Origin of the sequence: Bacillus sp. Marseille-Q1617 (assembly GCF_903645295.1) — a bacterium.
Lineage (GTDB): Bacteria > Bacillota > Bacilli > Bacillales > Bacillaceae_B > Rossellomorea.
Genome location: NZ_CAHJXM010000002.1, coordinates 618,183 through 635,396, shown reverse-complemented (window position 1 = coordinate 635,396; position 17,214 = coordinate 618,183). Strand labels below are relative to the sequence as shown.

The following is a 17,214-nucleotide window of genomic DNA, read 5'->3' as shown; positions in this document are numbered from 1 at the left end:
TCATCTTCTCTCAATGAATAGTTTCTTCAAGAAAATCAATCACATACTCATTATATACCTTGAGGAGTATGCATCTAAACTTCTGTACTTTAGAGAAACGAGGGACGGGCCTTTAGCATGCTAAAGGACCGTCCCTCATCCTATTAACGCGTTAGTCCATTCCAGAGACCATTTCGCCCATCATTTCTTCGTTCATGGGGCCGACGATTTTGTGCTGGATCTGACCTTTGGTGTCGATCATGTAGGTGGTGGGGATGGTAAAGGCGCGGTATTCCCCGCCGATATCACCATCTACGTCCATCGGGATCGGGAAGGTGAGTTCGTAGCCGTCCACAAATTGTTGTACAGCATTCCTGCCCTCATCCATGCTGGTAAGGTTCACGGCAAGTATCTCTACATTTTCTTTCTCAGCATTTTTTTCGTAGTATTTTTGCATATGCGGCATTTCGGCCTTACACGGCGGACACCAGGTCGCCCAGAAGTTAAGGATCACTTTCTGACCCTGGTAATCGGAAAGCTTCACTTTTTCGCCGGCCAGAGTCGTGAGTTCAAAGTCCGGTGCACGGTCGCCCTTCGCCAGTCCCTGTTCGGCATTGGACAGGTCCATGGACTCCTCTGCAAGCTTTGCCGCTTCCTCTTGTTCCTTTTTCTCCTGCTGATCCTGGAATATGTTCACCAGGAAGATCCCGATCAGGAGTGCCACGATGGCCAAAGCAAAGTTACGTTTATTCACTAATTTTTCCTCCCTGCTTCATAAATTTCCGTTTGTTCATCTCTTTTCTGAAGATAAAGCAGAACGATGGCTAATACGATGTATGTGAGTGTGGGGGTCCCTATTTCGAATCCCCCGAATGAATTCATCAGCAGCTGAATCAGCGTGAAGATAATCAAGATCTGCATGCCCCAGACCCTCTGATCAGCCCTACCCAATTTTTTAAGTAAAACGAGAAGCAGTACACTGTTTAAAATGAGCTGCGCCCCTCCAAAGATGAACGTCCCCTGAAGAATGTCGAACACACCTTCATAAACAAGGACGGTCATGACCCACGCGGCAATCACATGTCGGGGATTTTCTTTTTTAATAAAAGTATAGATCAAGACAGCGGTGATTCCCATCCAATAACCGGCTGTGCCACCGTGAAAATAAAGAATGGTCAGCGGATGTTTGATGACCGTCCCGAAGTCGACGACGATCACGCTCAGTTTCCAGGTCAGGATAAAATAAAATACCGCGTTCGAATACCAGTCGCTCGCTTTCTTATTCCAGAAAAAGAGAAACAAGAATGTGATGACGAACGCGGATACGGTCGCTGCCCATGAGCCCGGGAACGTGAAGGCACCGATGTTATACCATTGTTGATTCATCATCATTCTCCTCTTTTTTAAATTGACCGGCCGGCAGCCGGACTTCAAATGTGTGGTGATGTCCGTCTGTCTCCAGCGTCAGCGTGCCTCCATGCGCCTGTACGATTTCCTTTGTGATCGCAAGGCCCAAGCCCGCTCCATCAGTGACAAACGATCGGGAGGAATCGACCCGGTAAAAACGTTCAAAGATGAGGTCTTTTTCAGCTTTGGGGATCTCTTTTCCGTCATGAGAAAATTGTACTGCATACTGCTGGTCAGCCACAAATCCTTTTATAAAAAGTTTTTTTCCGACGTCGTAGTCGGCAATATTTTGCAGGAGATTGCTGAAGACCTGGTGAAGACCGTCCCGGTTCCCTTTGAGGGAACAAGGTGCAAGTTCAGCCGTTACATCGATTTCTTTTTCCTTGAATTTCAGCTGAAAAGCCGTGATCCGACTTTGCAGCAGTTCGTGAATGAGGATCTCATCCTGATGATGAGCGGTCAGGTTTTCATCGGCCGTCCATCGATTGATGTGTACAAGCTGCTGCAGGAGCCGCTCGATACGGCCGGTTTCTTCCTGCAGTGAACGGTACATTTCTTTGTCCCCTTCAACGATCCCTTTTTCCAGCCCTTCAAGGTAGCCGGTCAGGTTCGTGAGCGGCGTCCGCAGTTCATGTGACAGGTCCCGGAGCAGCCGGTTTTGTTTCGTTTTTACAAGTGCCGTCGTTTCCGAAAGATCATTAAATGCTTCACTTAACTCCTTCACCTCATAGATGAGCGGCTTTTTCAATTTTTCGGGGTACTCTCCCTTTTTCAGTGCTTGAGTCGCTTCCGTCAGCTTCTTCAATGGGGTTGTCAGCCATTTGATGAAAAAGAAATGAAAGCCTCCTGCCAGAAGGAACGCAAGCGCACTGACTTTTATAAGATAATCGTTCAATAGACTTTCAAGACTTGCCCCTGTGATCTGCTGCTGGTTTACCAGGTTGCAGGCGTAATTCTTCACGGTAAATCCGGCAATCAGGATCACGGCCGCGATGATGAAGGTGTTGAGAAAGGTGAGCTGGGTCAATAGACTCCCGAGCTTTTTACGGTTAACCATTGAATTTATACCCCATTCCTCTTACCGTTTCGATGACATTCAGGCTCGTATCTTCCTGGAGTTTTTGCCTCAGATGGCGGATGTGAACGTCGATCGTCCGTTCCGACACTATTTTTTCATGTAATTCATACAGGGAATCAAGGATCTGCTGCCTTGAAATGACCTGGCCTGGATGCATCATCAGCAGCTGCAGAATCCGGAATTCGAAAGCAGTCAGTTCAATTGGTTTTCCTTTATACGTCACTTCCCCTTTTTGAGGTTTAAGGGTGAGTCCGCTGCGGCTGAGCTTTTGGCACCGGTTGGATGTACGGCGGAGAACCGTTTCCACCCGGGTCACGAGCTCGGTCGGACTGAACGGCTTCGTGACATAATCATCCGCCCCGGTTTTCAACCCGTGGATCCGTTCACTTTCACTCGCTTTTGCGGTCACCATGATGATGCCGATGTCGCTCTTTTCATCCTCGCGAATCCATCTGCACAGCTCTTCCCCTTGAATTTCAGGCAGCATCAAATCAAGGATGGCGAAGCAGGGATCATGCTCCCTGAACATGCGCTTCCCTTCTTCACCGTCACCCGCTTCAAATACTTCATAGCCTTCTTTTTCAAGAAAGATCTTTATGAGTTTCCGGATCTTTGCATCGTCTTCCACGACGAGGATGCTTTTATTCTGAACGTTCACGACCATTTCCTCCTAGGTTGAAAAGAGACTGAATACGGAAAGATATGCGGAGATCTGCTGCATTTTTCCGCTGAAAACGAGAAGCCCCATGGCGACCATCAAGACGCCGTTGAACTTCGCAAGCTTCGGAAGAATCCTGTTCACTTTTTTCATGACGCTGAATGTCCTTGTGATCATCATTGAGATGATCAGAAACGGAAGCGCCAGACCAAGTGAATACACAATCAGGAGCATGATGCCCTGAGTGAGCGTCGAGCTTGCACCCGCCAATAGTAGGATCGACGATAAGGTGATCCCGACGCACGGAGACCATCCGCTGGCAAATGCCATCCCGAGAAGGACCGAACCAAAAGCCGTCCCTTTCTTCTTCACTTCAAATTGTTTTCCGCCCTTCATCAGGAAGGAGAACGAAATCCAGCCCATCATCTGCAGGCCGAACACGATAATGAGGATCCCGGCAATTTGTTCTATGTACATCCGGTACTCCGAGAATAATCCGCCGAGCAGACTTGCGGATGCCCCCATTAAAATAAAGATGAAAGAAAAACCGGCGATGAATCCGAAGGACCTGATAAATACCACTTTTCGCTCCACCTGGATCCGCCCGCCTTCAGCCTGCCCGCCGGTCAAGTGACTCACATAAGCCGGCAGCAGCGGAAACACACACGGCGAGAAAAACGACAGCGCCCCCGCAGCCAGCGCAAACCAAATTGATACCTCTACCATACATTGTTCACTCCTTTATACCAATAGTATGGCGGGGGAATGTTAATTTTTTGTTAAGGGGTGGGGATTTTTGGTGGGGAATAGAAATGGGGGAGGGGTGGTGCGATTTTTTGGGGCATGGCGTAGATCAGGAGTGTTGAGCCTGGCTCGATTTTGTACCTGGTACAATTGATCATATTTGTACCAGTACATTCCCGGTGGTGTGTACCTGGTACAGTGCACGATCAGGTTGAATTGTGTCAGGAACAAAACCCTCACATTGTGCCTGGCACAATTCAATTGATTCGTGCCAGGCACAAAACTCCAGCTTTGTGCCTGGCACCGCCCCAACTATTTTATCCCTTGCGTACAACAATATTATAAACAGCCGGGTGCAGATGGCCAACTTCGGTATTGAATCCGGCCGTATCCAATTGCTGTGCCAATTCTTCCGAAGGAATCCGTTCTTCGATCGGCGGTCCCATTTCCGATTCCACCGCCTCCCAGTCGAGGATCAGCCATAGGCCGTCGTCTTTCAGCATGTCATTCAAATCTTGGAATACCTTGGTCAGATTCGGTACTTCATGCAGGACGAATGCAGAAACAACTTTGTCCAGAGTGTTCTTGTTAAAACTTAAGTATTCCAGCGAGGCTTTTTCATATTCAATATTGGTTACATCCGCTTCCTTGGCACGGTGCTGGAGATATTCGAGCATCTCTTGCTGAAGGTCGACGGCATGTACCTTTGTATCTACCGACTTTGCGATCGGCAGTGTCAGATAGCCGTTGCCGCATCCGAGGTCGGCGAGGAGGTCATTTCTATCCAATTGAAGAAGCTCGAGTACTTTGTCCACCGGCACCATTTCCTGCCGTTTTGGATCGAGCAGTTTGGATGCTTTGTGGTGTTGAAAAAGATGTCCGTGTCCTTGCATGGTTGGTCCCTCCGTTTTGTTGGTTTGTTTAGGTCTGAATAGTCAGTCCATCGAAGAATAATCGGTTTATTCCATTCTTTTCACTTTTACGGATATATAGACCGTTTGGGCAATAATCGGTCTGAACTAAGATACCCTCTTATGTATGTAAGTATGATGCTTTTCTCCACACCAATCAAGTAGATTGACTTCTTTAACGTAAATTTCAATTTAGTAATTTAGAACTATTACTTTATCTTTAATACGATTAACGGGATAGGACAGGCAGTCGATAATAAGGAAAAGATGGAAGTCCGGGTTTCTGTTGAAAACGGCATACTTCCTTAAAAGGAAGGACGCATAGCTGCGGATTTAGGGCGGATTCTATCATTACCGCCAGGATGGCCGGGCCGCCAACAAAAGATAAAGGGGATATCACAATGACATTTGAAGAATTGCAAACGATTAAACGTCATATAAGCAGGTTACATGCATTGATTGAATTGAGTAGCGATGAACAAAAGCACGCAGGTGAGTATATCCAGCTCATATGCTCTTTTTTGCGCATTCAGCCTAAAGAAGCTTACTTGCCAATGATGGAAGTGATGACAGTGATCAAGTATCAAAAGCCTGCTATCTTTCAATTATTGAAACATCATGGTGAAAGAGATCACCATTTTGAACTGCTCACTAACATCACAATGGATATTCGTACGGCTGAAAAGAACCTGGAGCATTGGCTATCGAAGTCTGCATAATGGAGGATTGATCTTAACGAAGGGTCAATTTAAAATAACAAAAAAACCGGCGGTCAAAAAAATTGGACTTCCGGTTTTATTATATAATTGCCCTCTCATTTGAACTAGCTTTTTGTGAACCCTTCAGTGCTTCTAAAATAAGCAACAAGTAAAATCCCGTGTTTCCGCCTCTGCGATCGATCAGCTGGATGTCGTCTACGATTCTCTTAACCTCTTCACAGCCCAGCCTGCTTAATACCATATCGCTGATTTCTTCCGCAGTATAGGAGCTGTACTTCTTCAAAGAGGAACGATTTCTCCTGCAAAAACTTCTCAATTGTCTTCTTACATCAGAAGTATTTATTTGTTCCATCTTGTAATCTCCTTTCTGTTTTCAGATGTTTGCCTGCCTGCAGTGACCTTGGGCTCTATAAAAAAATAAGCCCGCCAAAAAGAATGGCGGGCTAAATGAAACTGTCAGTTGGCGACAGCGTTCATTTATGTACCAATCCTTTTCGGTAGCCCGGCGGTCATAGTTTTAAAAAAACGTTAGATCCGTGGCTTTGCGTCCTAATCTTTCGAATTAGTTTGCCGTTATCGAAGGTTGTTAAATAGTTCAAATGATATAAATTAGTTTCATCCACAACAATACTATAGTACCAGTTACCAGCAATAGAGGAAAGAGTTTTTGTGCAAAAAACTTACTTTTTCGACATTTATTTCATTATACATTATAGCGTATGATTTGTAAGGGTCGAGGATTATTCTTTTATGAATATTAGAATAGAGAGAAGTATTTTGTAAACTATTATCCAAAAAAATCCTGCCATAAACATATGGCAGGATTTTTCATAGACTACTATTCTATTAGAAATTGATATATTGGCGCGGGTTAACAGAGTTTGATTTCGACGCATTCCATGAACCTGCATGAAGTTCAAAGTGTAAATGCTGACCGAAGGAATAACCTGTGTTCCCCATGTACCCGATTTGCTGTCCTTTGTCTACAGGCTGTCCGCTGCTTACTGATGAAGAAGACATATGGGCATAGACTGTAGTAAAGGTTTTTCCGTTAATCGAGTGAGTGATGTATACAACGTTACCGTAGCTTGAGCTGTATTGGCTCTTGATGACATATCCATCTGCTGCTGCAACGATTGGAACACTACCTCGTGCCGCGACATCGATACCATAGTGGTAACGAGGCTTGCCGTTCAATGTATCCCAGCCGTACTCAGTTGTGATAGCACCGGATGCCGGTCTTGTCCAAGTTCCGGAACTAACAGGCGTGCTCGGTGCCGGTGCTGCAGTAGAACCGCCGCTGCTGCTCGTGCTAGTTTGAGCTTGAGCTGCTGCGCGTTTCGCAGCTTCTGCTTCTGCCTGTCTCTTCTTCTCAAGTTCACGCTGGCGGGCAAGTTCTGCTAAACGTGCCTGCTCTGCCTGGATTTCACCGCCGATTTGCTGTTCCATTTTCGCTAACGCATTTGATTCTTTTTCAAGGTCCGCTTTTTCCACTTGAAGGGAAGCCTGCTGCTTTTCAAGCTGTTTGAACAGTTCCGCTTTTTGGGCTTTTTCACTGTTCAAGTCTTGCTTTAACGTTACTAGATTCGCTTTATCATCTTCTAATTCTGCTAGTTTCGTTTCTACTTCTTCTTTCTTTTTCTCTAATTCTTCCTGGTCTCTCTTTTGCTCGTCCATGATCTTTTTATCTGCACTCACGATTGTGTTGACTGCAGTGACACGGTTGATGAAGTCGCCGAAGCTGTCCGCGCCAAGAAGGACATCAAGATAGTTTGCTGAGCCGCCTTTTTCCTGAATCGCACGAGCGCGTTCTTTTAAAAGTTCATTACGCTCTTTGATTTTTTCCTCCAAAGCTTTGATCTCTTTTTTAAGTTGATCAATTTCAGCATTTGTTTCTTCAATTTCTTTTGTTTTCTCTGCGATTTTGTTTTCAGTATCTTTTATTTTTGCATCGAATTCTGCAATTTTCGCTTTAATATCCTGCTGTTTATTGATGTTGGCATTAATTTCTGATTTTTTCTGATCGATTTCACCATTGATTTTATCTTTTTTAGAGGAAACCTCATCTTGTTTCTTTTTCAAATCCTCTACTGAGGAGTGAGCGTTGGCTGGAGTTCCCAACGCCGGAAAACTCCCGATTGTTAATGCTGCTGCTATTGCTATTGATAAAAAATACTTCCTGTTCAAGCGGCATGCTCCTTTCAGCTTCTATCAACCTGTCGATTTTATACTCTCAAGAATTTACGTACAGACATGAAGCTTCCCCAGGCGCCGATCAAGCATCCCATTAAGAGGATCAATCCGTTTACTTGGTAGATGAACGGGGTAAAGTCCAATATCTGTATAAAATGATTTTGAAGTTTTGGCTTTATAAAGTCGTAAGCATAGTAATAACCAGTTGTAACAAGAGCGATCGGGATAATAGAACCTAAAACACCAAGCCATAGCCCTTCCAATACGAAAGGCCAGCGGACGAACCAGTTGGTTGCACCCACGAGTTTCATTATCTCGATTTCCCTTCTTCTAGCGACAATCGTTATTTTAATCGTATTTGAGATGAGGAACATCGCCGTGAACAACAGACCGATGATCAGGACCAATCCGACGTTTCTGCTCATTTCAAGGATATTGAATAACTTTTCAATCTTCGCTTCTCCATACATTGCTTCATTTACATTCTCATACTTGTTGATCTGTGCAGCAATTTTTCCGGTATCGCGAGGATTTTCCGCTTTTACAATAAATACATCATATAATGGGTTATCTTGCTCGAATAATCTGAAATCGTCACCGAGATCCTTTACCAGGTTCTGAAGTTCTTCCTCTTTGGAAGAATAATCGACGGATTCGACTTCATTTATTTTCTTTATCTTATCTCCAACGGCTTTAGCTTCTTCAGGCTTCGTACCAACTTCGAGAAGTACGCGAACTTCAACATCTTTCTCTATATCGGTTGCTACCTTGTTCATGTTTAGCATCAGTACGATGAAAACACCAACAAGCAATAATGTGACGGTTACGGCACTGACGGATGCAAATGTCATCCAGCCGTTACGGCCGATGCTCTTAAAACTTTCCCTTACGTGACGGGCATACGTTCTAGCCTTCATAACCGTAATCACCTCGCTGTTCGTCCCGGACAATCCGGCCATTCTCAATGGCGATTACCCGATGCTTGATTGTATTTACGATTTCCCGGTTATGTGTAGCCATGATCACTGTTGTACCACGTGTTGCGATTTCCTCAAGGATATTCATAATATCCCAGGACGTTTCTGGATCCAGATTCCCTGTAGGCTCGTCGGCAATCACCAGCTTCGGCGTATTGACGATTGACCGTGCAATCGAAACACGCTGCTGCTCACCGCCTGATAATTCATTAGGGAGCATTCTGGCTTTATGCTTAAGACCTACGAGTTCAAGTACATCCATTACACGTTTCTTGATTTGTTTCGGATGCTCTTCTATTACTTCAAGAGCAAACGCAACGTTTTCATATATTGTCAGAGACGGGAGCAGTTTGAAATCCTGGAAGACCACTCCTATATTTCTGCGTAAATGAGGTACTCTGCTATTCTTGATTTTTGCTAGATTTATACCATTCACGATGATGTCACCTTTGGAAGGCTTCACTTCGCGGTACATCATCTTGATGAACGTTGATTTTCCGGCGCCACTTGGACCCACGACATAAACAAACTCGCCTTGCTTAATATGGACGTTAAACCCATTCGCAGCCATAACGCCGTTGTTATACTGCTTATAGACGTCTTTCATTTCAATCATTATAAAATCACCTAATTTGTAGTATGTAGTTCCCCTCTTGGCTGTGTTGTTATCTCTATGTGTGTGAATAAAATTCTTTTGCCTTTACCAAATTAGACATAAAATGGTGAAATTGCTCGAATTTCGCTCACGAAAATATTATAACATCACTTCTTACGATGTTAAGGAAAAATATTATTACAGTTTCATTTCAAAACCACATATTTTGAGAAATTTTTACCTTTTTTATTGACAATTGTACCTAAAATTCGATTTTTTCATAGTTATTTATACCTAGTAACAGGTACTAACAACAAGTAAAATAGATAGACTGTAATAGATTTGGATTCCCCTTTGTTTAAAGGAAGTGAGCTGGAATTTGAATAGATTTGGAGAGTTTTATTTGTTTGTCATATAGATTTAAAGAAGGGTTAAGTGAGGGGTGTGGATAAGAATGAAATTTTACATTGAATCCGGATTATTGTGGTGAAAAGCTGGTTTCAAAGCAAAAAAAAGAAGAACCCTCACAGGATTCCCCCTCTTCTGTCTTATTTTTTATTCGCCAGCCATTCAGCAACGGCTTCTGCCTCTTCACCTTTTACAAGATCTGCAGGCATTTGGCCTTTACCGTTTTTAATGATTTCAAGGATTTGGTCTTTGTCTAAACGAGAGCCAACATCGTTAAGAGCAGGCCCCATGCCGCCTTCCAAGTTGCCGCCGTGGCAGCTTGTGCATTTGTTGTTAACGATTTTCTCTGCATCAACGCCGCCTGAGCTCGTTTCCGTGCTGTCTCCGCCGTCGTCCCCGCCGCAGGCTGCAAGTACTAATGAAGTTCCTAAAAGAATGCCTAAAAGCTTTTTCTTCATGTTTTCTCCTCCTAGGAAAAAATTTAAGAGTAAGAATTCGACCGTGGTGAAATCTTTCTCCTATAGATAATTATACCAAGGTTACACCCGTTTGAAACCTTCGCCCAATACCTCTGAAGCGTCCATTGTGACCACAAATGCAGAGGCATCAATGCTTTTCACCAGTTGTTTCAGTTTTGTGAATTCTGTCTGATCGACTACGACCATCAGGATCGGACGTTCATCATCCGTATATCCCCCGTATGCTGATAGTTTTGTCACACCTCGGTCGATTTTATTCAAGATTCCTTCACGAACTTCTTCCTGGCGGTTCGTGATGATGAGTGCCATCTTGGAACGGCTGACCCCGACCTGTACAAGGTCGATGGTTTTACTCGTTACATATAGCCCGATCAGTGCGTAAAGACCTCGTTCAATATCAAAAACAATCGCTGCTGATAATACGATCATTCCATCGATCAATGCAACACAAGTCCCCAGCGACAGGCCGGTAAATTTGTTCACAATCTGGGCTGCCAGGTCGGTACCGCCCGTCGAAGCTTTACCACGGAAGACGATTCCAAGACCCATACCGACTCCGATCCCTCCGAATAGGGCACCAAGCAGCGGATCTTCCGTCCAGGGCTGCCAGTCCTCCGTCAGATAAACGACTAAAGGTAAGAATACAGTCCCGATCGCTGTTTTCACTCCAAATTGAAGACCAAGGAAGATGAGGCCTGCGATGAAGAGCGGAATATTGAATGCCCACTGAACGAAGGCCGGCTTCCAATCAAAAAGCCCCTTTAATATAGTAGAAATCCCGCTGACTCCTCCCGATGCTACCTCGTTCGGAAGTAAAAACACATTAAATGCAATGGCCACGATCGATGACCCAAAAACCACAAACAAATACTCAAGTAACTTCTCTTTCCGCGGATTAAATGACTGCTCTCGACGTTTTTGCTTCAAACCCATTCCGTACGACTCCTTCTGCGTATGTATTGATAGTATGAGTACAAGCGGAGTAAATCATCCATTAGTCTGTGCCCGGTCGCACTTTAGTACGTTAATTGAGCGAGGGACGGGCCTTTGTCTCATACTTTTTTGTATTAGTTGTTTTGTTGTTGGACGTGCTTGCTCAGGCTTTTGGTAAGTGCTCCCGGCATGCTCTGTTACAACCTTTGAGAGTATAGCACGGGTGTCGAAACGTGTAAATAACAGTTGAGTGACGTGTTAAAGCATTAATGGGGTGGGGTGAGATTTGGAGGGTTGATTGGCTTAGGATTTGGTGTGGGCGGTCGGTGAGTTTGGTATGGGGCCAAGGAGATTGGTGCCTGGCACAAAACAGGTTTTTTGTGCCAGGCACATTTCCACCTTTTTGTGCCAGGAACAATTTGTACAATTTGTGCCTGGCACCACAATAAAAAGCTGAACCTCTCCCGCTTTGGAGTGGTTCAGCTTTCGAAATTACTTAATTTTAGAACGCAGGTAAGCGTTGATGAACGGATCAATATCGCCGTCCATTACACCCTGCACGTTACCGGATTCTGTGTTGGTTCTGTGGTCCTTCACCATGGAGTATGGGTGGAACACGTAAGAACGGATTTGGCTTCCCCATCCGATTTCTTTTTGCTCTCCCCGGATTTCAGCCAGTTCCTGTTCCTGCTCTTCGATTCGCTTCTGATAGAGCTTCGCTTTCAGCATTTTCATCGCAGCTTCACGGTTCTTGATCTGTGAACGCTCTGATTGACACGTGACGACCACGTTTGTCGGCAAGTGCGTGATACGGACAGCAGAGTCGGTCGTGTTGATGTGCTGACCGCCGGCACCGCTCGCACGGTATGTGTCAACTTTAAGGTCTTCAGTACGGATGTCAATTTCGATTTCTTCATTGAACTCCGGCATCACTTCACAGGAAACGAAAGAGGTGTGACGGCGCCCGGATGAATCGAACGGTGAAATACGTACAAGACGGTGTACGCCTTTTTCAGCTTTCAGATAGCCATATGCGTTATGGCCTTTGATTCCGAGAGTGACGCTCTTGATACCTGCTTCATCGCCTGGAAGGTAATCGAGTGTTTCGACTTTAAACCCTCTCTTCTCTGCCCAACGCGTATACATACGAAGCAGCATAGAACCCCAGTCCTGTGACTCGGTTCCGCCCGCACCCGGGTGAAGCTCAAGGATGGCGTTGTTTTTGTCGTATTCTTCACTTAGCAGCAGCTGAAGTTCGTAGTCGCTCAGGCGTTTCATCAGGTCGACCAGTTCTTCTTCAAGATCCTGCTGCAGTTCCTCATCCGGCTCTTCTTTTACAAGCTCGAGCGTCAGCTCAAGGTTTTCCTGCGTTTCAAGCAGCGCTTTGTATTCATTCACAAGGGCTTTAAGGCCGTTTCCTTCATTAATAAGTCCCTGTGCTTTTTGCTGGTCATCCCAGAAATCTGGCTGGACCATGATTTCGTCGAGTTCCTGGATTCTTGCCTCTTTGTTTTCTAAGTCAAAGAGACCCCCTGAAGTCCGCTAATGTCTTAGCTGTTTTTTCTAATTCTGATCTGATTTCTGCTAGTTCCATGATTGGTCACCTCTAGAGTTATTTTAATTTGTATATAAATTTGGCTCTGTTAATCGCCGCTGTTGATTTCCGTGGAAGACTTCGCTTTCCGCGGGCGGTTGGTGAGCCTCCTCGTCGCTTCGCTCCTGCGGGGTCTCACCTAACTCGCTTTTCCCGCAGGAGTCTTCGCCTTCCACTACAATCAACAGCTGGATAGTCCTATATTCCAAGAATAGAATTAAGAATATACCAGGTACAATCTCTCCCACATCATGCCTGAATCGAAATCATTCCAGATGCTGCGCCTGGCATAATTCAGTCATTTTGAGCCTGGCACCCGGAACAACCCGGGATCTACCCGGACATAAAAACGGAAAAGTACCTGGCACTCCTATACAAGTACCAGGTATCCTCTTCAATCTAACATTTATCCCATTCTGCCGTGGCAGTGTTTGTATTTTTTGCCGCTGCCGCATGGGCATGGTTCGTTGCGGCCGACTTCTTCTTCTTTGCGGACAGGTTTCTTCTTGGCTTTGCCGCCTTCTTCTTTCGGGTTGACTGCTTGGCCTTTGGCTACTTCCTGACGCTGAAGGTTGTTTCTGATTTCAGCTTTCATGACGTATTTAGCTGCGTCTTCTTCGATTGCCAGAATCATGCTTTCGAACATCGCGAAGCCTTCATGCTGGTATTCGCGCAGCGGATCTGTCTGACCGTATGCACGCAGGTGGATACCTTGGCGAAGCTGGTCCATTGCGTCGATGTGGTCGATCCACTTTGTATCGACTGCACGAAGCAGGATGACTTTTTCGAATTCACGCATTTGTTCTGCGCTCATCTCTTCTTCTTTTTCATCATAGCGGACTTTCACGTCTTCCCAGATGAGATCCATCATTTCATCTGCTTCTTTTCCGCGAAGATCGTCCACTGTGATATCCCCTTCAGGAAGAAGATTCGCGTTCACGTAATCGACTATTCCTTGAAGGTTCCAGCTGTCGATTTCCTCGTTTGCCGTATGAGCCGCGACCTGGCGCTCGATGACGGATTTGATCATGCCTTCCACGATTTCGCGAAGGTTTTCAGATTCGATGACATCGTAACGCTGCTTGTAGATGATCTCGCGCTGCTGGCGAAGGACATCGTCGTATTGAAGAAGCTGCTTACGGGCGTCGAAGTTGTTCCCTTCCACTCGTTTCTGTGCAGATTCAACGGCACGGCTGACCATTTTACTCTGGATCGGCTGTGAATCATCCATACCGAGACGACTCATCATCGTCTTCATATTGTCAGAACCGAAGCGGCGCATCAATTCGTCTTCCATTGAAAGATAGAATTGCGTCACACCCGGGTCCCCTTGACGACCGGAACGTCCACGAAGCTGGTTATCGATACGGCGTGATTCATGACGCTCGGTACCGATGACGGCAAGACCGCCTAGATCGAGTACGCCTTCACCAAGCTTGATGTCCGTACCACGGCCGGCCATGTTCGTCGCGATTGTAACCGCGCCTCTTTGGCCTGCCTCTAAAATAATTTCGGCTTCACGGCCATGGTTTTTCGCGTTCAGCACGTTATGGCGTACGCCTTTTTTCGTTAAAAGTTTAGAGATCAACTCTGACGTTTCAACGGCCACTGTCCCGACAAGAACAGGCTGTCCTTTTTCATGACGTTCCTTGATATCCTCGACAACCGCCATGAATTTACCTTCCATGGAAGCATAAATCAGATCGGCACGGTCATCACGGACGATCGGTTTATTCGTCGGGATCACGATGACGTTCATATTGTAGATGTTGCGGAATTCCTCTTCTTCCGTCTTCGCCGTACCGGTCATACCGGAAAGCTTTTCGTACATACGGAAGTAGTTCTGGAATGTGATTGTTGCCATCGTCATGCTCTCGTTCTGGATCTCGAGACCTTCTTTTGCCTCGATGGACTGGTGAAGACCGTCACTGTAACGGCGGCCTTTCATCAGGCGTCCCGTGAAGGAGTCGACGATGACGATTTCGCCTTCCTGAACCACGTAATCAACGTCGCGGTGCATACTCTGGTGAGCTTTCAACGCCTGGTTGATGTGGTGGTTAAGAGTTACATGTGAAATATCGAATAAGTTATCAATGTGGAATGCTTTCTCCACTTTTGTGATACCTTCTTCAGTTAATTGAACACCTTTTGTTTTTTCATCATAGGTGAAGTCTTCGTCTTTTTTCAAAGTGCGGACGACCGCATTTGCCTGGATATAAAGCTGCGGCGTGCGCTGTGCGTTCCCTGAAATGATCAATGGAGTACGCGCTTCGTCAATCAGGATCGAGTCGACCTCATCGATGACGGCAAAATGAAGCGGACGCTGAACCATTTGATCTTTGTAAAGGACCATGTTGTCGCGAAGATAATCGAAACCGAACTCGTTGTTCGTTCCGTACGTGATATCCGCTTTATACGCTTCACGCTTTTCCTCTTTTGACATGGAGTTCAGGTTCAGACCCACTGTCAGACCAAGGAAATTGTAAAGCTGACCCATTTCCTCGGCGTCACGGCTGGCAAGGTATTCGTTGACCGTAACGACGTGTACGCCTTTTCCGGTGATCGCGTTGAGGTAAACCGGCATCGTTGCCGTCAGGGTTTTACCCTCACCTGTTTTCATCTCGGAAATGTTACCGCCATGAAGGGAAGCTCCCCCCATCAGCTGGACGCGGTATGGATATAGCCCAAGAACACGGCGCGCCGCTTCACGCACAACTGCGAATGCTTCGACAAGCATATCCTCCAGGTCTTCGCCTTTTTGATAACGCTCTTTAAAACGTTCCGTTCGCTCACGAATCTGGTCATCCGAGAGGCGCTCCATTTCCGGAGCAAGTTCTTCTATTTGATCAGCTATTCTCTCAAGCTTTTTGATCTCTCTTTTATTTGCATCAAACACTTTGTTTAAAATCCCAAGCATGTATAACGCTCCTTTATCCTGTATAAGTAAGAGCCAAACAACACTTTCACTATAGCGAAAGCAGATGAGAATTCCATGAGAAAAGGTAAAAGGCCTCCAAGCCTCCTATTTCCCCCGTTCAAACATCTCTACTAAACATTCGCTAAAAGCCCTATAAATCCTGCACATAAATAGATTCATTCCTATTAATTCTACCACTATCCCACCCCTCTTACAACTTAAGCCAAATGGATGCACTTCAATCGAGTGAGGGACGGACGTTCAGCGGTTTAAACGGATAAAGGCCCGTCCCTCATCGCGGTGAAGCAACGGGGGACGGGCCTTGGAAGGGGTTTATTTTTCTAATAGTTCGTAGACTGTGTCCTGATAGCTTTCCCAGATTTGTTTGCTTCGTCTGGAGATGCTGTTGGCGGACACGTCGAAGTATTCGGCCAGTTCCTTTTGGACGTGGCGGATACTGATTTCGTCGATGTTTTTCGCCATGTCGACGAGTGCACCTGAATAGATTTTCGGGTTGCGGATCGTCGGACGTTCTGTGTAGAAGTATTTTTCCAGTACTGAGACCAGCAATTCGCTTTCGGCTTTGTCTTCACCTTTTTCAGAAAGGAAGTTTTTAAGTGCAGTGAGTGCTTCTACATATTCAGGGGTCTTCCAGATTTCCACGCCTTCGATTGTGTCAGCCTGCTCAGTTGTCTGCTCCTGAACTTCTGGTATTTCAATCTCGGTTCCTTCTGAATCGGCTGATGCTTTCTTACCGGATTTCTTCTTTTCCGCACTGTATAAAACAAACCCGACGTCAGCAAGCATCATGTATTGATCTGAAAGATAGTCCTGAAGGTTCTCGAATTCACCCTGTTCAAAACGAATGTTCACCAGTTCCATCGCAGCTTTTTCAATCGATGGATAAATGAAATACTGGGCAAATGGGAGATACTTGTCCCCGTTCGGCAGCAGCAACGCAAGGAAGAAACTGTTCTCTTCCATCTTGCCGAATCTCTCTTTCACGACCAATTTGTCACCAGTGATGACTTCTTCCACGTGAAGCGTGCTGTCGTCCACTTTTTCAACCGTACCAGCTGTCACACGGAGATTTCTCCAGGATTCCAGAACTGAAGCCGTTTGGGGGCGCGTCACCGTGCTTACCGCCTTATCGATGAAACGGTCGATCAAACGTACTCCTTCCAAATCTTTCTGTGTGGCACCGTACCAGCTGACAAACGCCATTTCATAAATATCCGGATCGGCCTTCATCAGGTCCATTTTCTTCAGATATTCATGATACGCTTCTTCCATTTTAGGGTCCTGCGCCGTAGCGATGAAGTCATACAGTTGCGCCTGCAGCACATCAAGTTCCTGGTTCACCATTGCATCTATATTCACAACGTTCTCTTTTTCACAGCATTTCTTATATTTCTTACCGCTCCCGCAAGGACACGGTTCATTTCTTCCGACTGTACTCATGTATGTTCTTACCTCCGAATTGTTGAGTCCCGTTCACAAATGTTCATTATATAACATTTTGGGGTTGGGTTAAACTGTTTTGGTGGATGTAAAAACAACCAGTTGGAATGGAATTGCTCATTATTTCATAAAGTACCTTGATTACCGCTTTTGATTTCCGT

General features: G+C 45.6%; 16 protein-coding genes and 2 riboswitches. Of the genes, 1 reads left to right on the top strand and 15 read right to left on the bottom strand.

Annotated elements, in window-relative coordinates; all coding sequences use genetic code 11:
- Positions 1–151: 151 nt before the first annotated feature.
- From HWX64_RS14575 to HWX64_RS14550, 6 genes are all read right to left on the bottom strand, one after another.
- Positions 152–733 carry a redoxin domain-containing protein gene (locus tag HWX64_RS14575; protein ID WP_175990265.1) on the bottom strand — a complete coding sequence of 194 codons (582 nt, stop codon included), beginning with the start codon at positions 731–733 and terminating at the stop codon, positions 152–154.
- Positions 733–1,365, bottom strand: a complete 633-nt coding sequence (locus tag HWX64_RS14570; RefSeq protein WP_175990264.1) for a hypothetical protein — start codon at positions 1,363–1,365, stop codon at positions 733–735. The genes HWX64_RS14575 and HWX64_RS14570 overlap by 1 nt, the downstream gene beginning before the upstream one ends.
- Positions 1,346–2,443 (bottom strand): cell wall metabolism sensor histidine kinase WalK, encoded by a 1,098-nt coding sequence (locus HWX64_RS14565; RefSeq protein ID WP_175990263.1) that lies wholly within the window; start codon positions 2,441–2,443, stop codon positions 1,346–1,348. Before HWX64_RS14565 ends, HWX64_RS14570 begins: the two co-directional genes overlap by 20 nt.
- Positions 2,436–3,128 (bottom strand): response regulator transcription factor, encoded by a 693-nt coding sequence (locus HWX64_RS14560; RefSeq protein ID WP_175990262.1) that lies wholly within the window; start codon positions 3,126–3,128, stop codon positions 2,436–2,438. The genes HWX64_RS14565 and HWX64_RS14560 overlap by 8 nt, the downstream gene beginning before the upstream one ends.
- A 6-nt stretch (positions 3,129–3,134) precedes the next feature.
- Entirely contained in the window at positions 3,135–3,848 is a 714-nt protein-coding gene (locus HWX64_RS14555) for a cytochrome c biogenesis CcdA family protein (protein WP_175990261.1), read from the bottom strand.
- Positions 3,849–4,183: 335 nt separating this feature from the next.
- A complete protein-coding gene (locus HWX64_RS14550) occupies positions 4,184–4,759 on the bottom strand; it encodes a class I SAM-dependent methyltransferase (RefSeq protein ID WP_175990260.1) in 576 nt (191 codons plus the stop codon).
- 302 nt (positions 4,760–5,061) lie between these two features.
- Positions 5,062–5,156: riboswitch (cyclic di-GMP riboswitch) on the top strand.
- A gap of 22 nt (positions 5,157–5,178) precedes the next feature.
- Here HWX64_RS14550 and HWX64_RS14545 point away from each other — a divergent pair.
- Entirely contained in the window at positions 5,179–5,496 is a 318-nt protein-coding gene (locus HWX64_RS14545; protein ID WP_175990259.1) for a hypothetical protein, read from the top strand.
- A 79-nt stretch (positions 5,497–5,575) separates the two neighbouring features.
- Here HWX64_RS14545 and HWX64_RS14540 read toward each other — a convergent pair whose 3' ends face one another.
- The 9 genes from HWX64_RS14540 to HWX64_RS14500 all read right to left on the bottom strand — a co-directional run bounded on the left by HWX64_RS14540 (position 5,576) and on the right by HWX64_RS14500 (position 17,053).
- Positions 5,576–5,848 (bottom strand): hypothetical protein, encoded by a 273-nt coding sequence (locus HWX64_RS14540; protein WP_175990258.1) that lies wholly within the window; start codon positions 5,846–5,848, stop codon positions 5,576–5,578.
- Between the two features lie 141 nt (positions 5,849–5,989).
- Positions 5,990–6,078: riboswitch (cyclic di-GMP riboswitch) on the bottom strand.
- A gap of 264 nt (positions 6,079–6,342) precedes the next feature.
- On the bottom strand, positions 6,343–7,683 hold the full coding sequence (locus tag HWX64_RS14535) for a murein hydrolase activator EnvC (RefSeq protein WP_175990257.1): 1,341 nt from the start codon (positions 7,681–7,683) through the stop codon (positions 6,343–6,345).
- A 38-nt stretch (positions 7,684–7,721) separates the two neighbouring features.
- Entirely contained in the window at positions 7,722–8,606 is an 885-nt protein-coding gene (ftsX, locus tag HWX64_RS14530; RefSeq protein ID WP_175990256.1) for a permease-like cell division protein FtsX, read from the bottom strand.
- Positions 8,596–9,282, bottom strand: a complete 687-nt coding sequence (ftsE, locus tag HWX64_RS14525) for a cell division ATP-binding protein FtsE (RefSeq protein WP_175990255.1) — start codon at positions 9,280–9,282, stop codon at positions 8,596–8,598. Before ftsE ends, ftsX begins: the two co-directional genes overlap by 11 nt.
- Before the next feature lie 527 nt (positions 9,283–9,809).
- Positions 9,810–10,127, bottom strand: coding sequence for a cytochrome c551 (cccB, locus tag HWX64_RS14520; protein ID WP_175990254.1), 318 nt, complete (start codon positions 10,125–10,127; stop codon positions 9,810–9,812).
- Between the two features lie 81 nt (positions 10,128–10,208).
- Positions 10,209–11,081, bottom strand: a complete 873-nt coding sequence (locus HWX64_RS14515) for a YitT family protein (protein ID WP_175990253.1) — start codon at positions 11,079–11,081, stop codon at positions 10,209–10,211.
- 492 nt (positions 11,082–11,573) lie between these two features.
- A protein-coding gene (gene prfB, locus HWX64_RS14510) for a peptide chain release factor 2 (protein ID WP_175990252.1) occupies positions 11,574–12,675 on the bottom strand; the annotation gives its coding sequence in 2 pieces (ribosomal slippage) (positions 11,574–12,602 and positions 12,604–12,675; 1,101 coding nt in all).
- A gap of 406 nt (positions 12,676–13,081) precedes the next feature.
- The gene (gene secA, locus HWX64_RS14505) at positions 13,082–15,592 is read right to left on the bottom strand and encodes a preprotein translocase subunit SecA (protein ID WP_175990251.1); all 2,511 of its coding nucleotides are present in this window, start codon (positions 15,590–15,592) and stop codon (positions 13,082–13,084) included.
- Positions 15,593–15,925: 333 nt separating this feature from the next.
- Complete coding sequence (locus HWX64_RS14500) at positions 15,926–17,053, bottom strand: YecA family protein (protein WP_175990250.1); 1,128 nt, start codon at positions 17,051–17,053, stop codon at positions 15,926–15,928.
- Positions 17,054–17,214: the final 161 nt, after the last annotated feature.